General features: G+C 65.6%; 2 protein-coding genes and 1 pseudogene. 2 read left to right on the forward strand and 1 reads right to left on the reverse strand.

Annotated elements, in window-relative coordinates; genetic code table 11:
• Positions 1–61 precede the first annotated feature (61 nt).
• Complete coding sequence (locus H531_RS0112420; RefSeq protein ID WP_022799624.1) at positions 62–1,027, forward strand: site-specific integrase; 966 nt, start codon at positions 62–64, stop codon at positions 1,025–1,027.
• 51 nt (positions 1,028–1,078) lie between these two features.
• On the opposite strand, the gene H531_RS0112425 is transcribed toward H531_RS0112420, so the two are convergent.
• Positions 1,079–1,645 (reverse strand): hypothetical protein, encoded by a 567-nt coding sequence (locus H531_RS0112425; RefSeq protein ID WP_156860523.1) that lies wholly within the window; start codon positions 1,643–1,645, stop codon positions 1,079–1,081.
• A gap of 316 nt (positions 1,646–1,961) precedes the next feature.
• Between H531_RS0112425 and H531_RS13340 the strand changes: the two are divergent.
• A pseudogene (locus H531_RS13340) lies at positions 1,962–2,218 on the forward strand (hypothetical protein); the annotation flags it as partial.

Raw genomic sequence — 2,218 nt, forward strand, 5'->3', positions numbered from 1 at the left:
GGGGGAAAGGGGCAGAAAAGGGGGGTGCGGTTGGGGAGGGTGGGGTATGATGAGGGGGAGGATGAATGGGGGACTTGGGCTGGAAGTCTGGGACCACCCGGAAGAACGCAAGCGGGTGGTGGGCCAGGCCCTGGAGCGCTGGGACGAAGAGACCCTGAAGCAGGCCTACTGGGCCTACCTGGTCCGCCACCGCAAGAAGCCCGACCAGGGCGCCCCACTCTACCTGGGGTACTGGGTCCGCTGGCTCGCCTTGAAGGGGCGGCGCTGGCCCCACCTCGAGGCCTCCGACCTCAAAGCCTTCCTCCTAGAGGCCAAGGAGAAGGGCTTCCCCGGCAGCGGGCGAGGACCCCTCGCCTGGAGCACGGTGGAGCGGGCGCGGGCCAGCCTGCGCCACCTCTTCCCCTTCCTGGACTGGGCAGGCCACCCCATGCCCCCCCATGTGGCCTTCCCCTTGAAGCAAGAGCTCCCCGCGGTGGCCCCCTCCCGCGCCATGCCGGAGGCACGCTACCAGGAGCTCCTGGCCAAGGCCGAGGCCTACCCCCTCGCCTACTGGCGTCCCCTCCTCAAGGTCCTCCTGGTCCTCCTGGGGGAGGTGGGCCTCACGGTGAAGGAGGTGGCGGACCTCTGGAAGGAGGACGTGCGGGAGAAGAGCCTACTGGTGCGGGGGACCAAGCTCCGGGAGGTCCCCCTCTCCCCCTTCGCCCGGGAGGTCCTCTCGGACTGGCTCCCCCAGAGGGAGTTCCTGGCGGGGCACCAACCCCTCCCCTACCCCCATCTCCTCCTCAAGCCCGCCCCCGGGAAGAACCGGGGGAAGCCCCTGGGCCTGGAGGAGGCCAAGTGGATCCTCACCGAGTTCGCCGACTTCGCCGGGGTGAAGGCGGAGGGGAAGAGGCGGGCCGACCTCGCCCTCCCCTTGCGCTGGCGGGCCATCCGCAGGTTCCTCAAGGAGGGCCACCCCAGGGAGAAGGTGGCCTACTGGACCGGGATGAAAAGCCTCGTGGTGCCGGAGTGGGGGGAGGAGGGGTGAGGGGTGGGGGAGATCCTCACCCGCAACTCTCCCCCACCCCCGCCGAGCCAGCTAGCGCAGAGTCGGGAACTTTGCCTTGTTGAAGCTGTACCGCTCTACCCCCCGTCCCCGAGAAATGAGGACGTCAAAGGACTCGGCCCGGGTGACCGCCGCCCGCAGGTTGCCAGGGAGGCTGTTGTAGTTGGTGGACAGGACGAAGTAGCCATCGTAAACCGATGGCTTGGAGTTGCTCTGCGGGATACTCAGGACACCCTTACTCCACTTATTTAGGGTCGCCGGAAGCCTGCCAAGCTCTTTGCCTTCGGCATCATAGAAAACCATTGAGATCCCCTGGAAGAGAGCGTCAGGGTCGCTATAGCTCTTAAGCCGGGGATCAAACACGTAGAGCAGAACGTCCAAAACGGGAATCACTTCCGGCTTTGCCTCGGTCTTCTGGGCGTAGGCCTTGCACACGTTATAGACACTTCCCCAGGAGCTTTGGAAGGTCACATCCCCGTTGGCCCCGCTGACCGTGGCCTCGCCTGGGTTAGATTCCTTGGAACCCGCCATCCCGGCGGCGTACCCAGCATCGCACGCCTCCTTGCGGGCCTCTTCGCTGGGCGAGAACAGGGGGTACACCCAGCCAGCCACCACGGGTTGGGAGGGCGTGGGTTCCGTCCTACCGGGCTGGGTAGCCGAGCCCCCGCCCAGGGCCTCGGAGCCCGAGGTCATGGTGGGAGCGCAAGCCCCCAAAGCCAGCAAGAGGGCCAACAAGAGGGAAGACCGCCACATTCGTCCACTTTTTCCAAGCATCATACCTCTCCCATAGTAGCACAGGTTGCCACGCCTGGGCCCAAGAGGTCGTGTCAAGAGTTATGTGTAGTTATCCCCCCTTTCGGATATTCAATGCATACCCCCTTGACAAGCCAAAGGAAAAGGGGGCGCTTGGTGAGCTGTGGAAGCACACCAGACGCCCCCTTCCATCCTACCCCTGCCCCTGGAGGAACTGGTCCCCCTGCTCCAGGCATGGCTCCAAGCCCGCTTGCCAGAAGGGGAGAGAAAACCCGGCAGGCCCAGGACCTTCTCCGACCTCAGCCTCTTTCTCTTCCACCTGGTCCGCGCCCTCCTGGGCTTCTCCAGCGAACGCATGCGCCGGGAACTGGCCCGCAACCCTAGGCTCCGCAAGCGCCTCGGTCTAGAGCGCGTTCCCTC

This window comes from Thermus islandicus DSM 21543 (assembly GCF_000421625.1).
In the GTDB taxonomy this organism is placed as follows: Bacteria; Deinococcota; Deinococci; order Deinococcales; family Thermaceae; genus Thermus; species Thermus islandicus.

Excerpts from the sequence above, each read along its gene's own strand:
- H531_RS0112420 (WP_022799624.1), top strand. The coding sequence starts at position 62 with ATGAATGGGGGACTTGGGCTGGAAGTCTGGGACCACCCGGAAGAACGC.